The sequence below is a fragment of the Fibrella aquatilis genome, from assembly GCF_017353255.1.
GTDB classification, from domain to species: Bacteria; Bacteroidota; Bacteroidia; order Cytophagales; family Spirosomataceae; genus Fibrella; species Fibrella aquatilis.
Genome location: NZ_JAFMYU010000062.1, coordinates 1 through 346, shown reverse-complemented (window position 1 = coordinate 346; position 346 = coordinate 1). Strand labels below are relative to the sequence as shown.

At 67.3% G+C, this 346-nt stretch carries 1 protein-coding gene; it reads left to right on the top strand.

Features of this window, described 5'->3' with window-relative positions; genetic code table 11:
* The coding region (locus tag J2I48_RS28140; protein WP_207338867.1) for a condensation domain-containing protein at positions 1-346 on the top strand (346 nt) is incomplete at both ends.

The following is a 346-nucleotide window of genomic DNA, read 5'->3' as shown; positions in this document are numbered from 1 at the left end:
TGGCTGGGTGCGCCAGTACACGCCCAGCCCCGACGAAGCCCCCCCTGCACTGGTGGTGCTGTCGCTGAGTCACTTGCCTGAAAAGCAGGCCCTTGCCGAGCGGGACCGGCAGTTGCTGGCCTTGCGGGGGCAGGCTCTGGAAGCCACTGGTCCGCTCTGCCAGCTGGTGCTGGTGGTCTTGCCGGGGCAGACGCAGCTGGGGCTGGTGGTGCATCATCTGGTGGTGGACGCCTACAGCTGGCGGGTGTTGTGGGCGGACCTGACGACGCTCTACAACCAGTATATGGGTGGTGGTCGGCTGGTGTTACCGGCCAAGACGCACAGCTACCGGGCGTGGTCGGCGGCG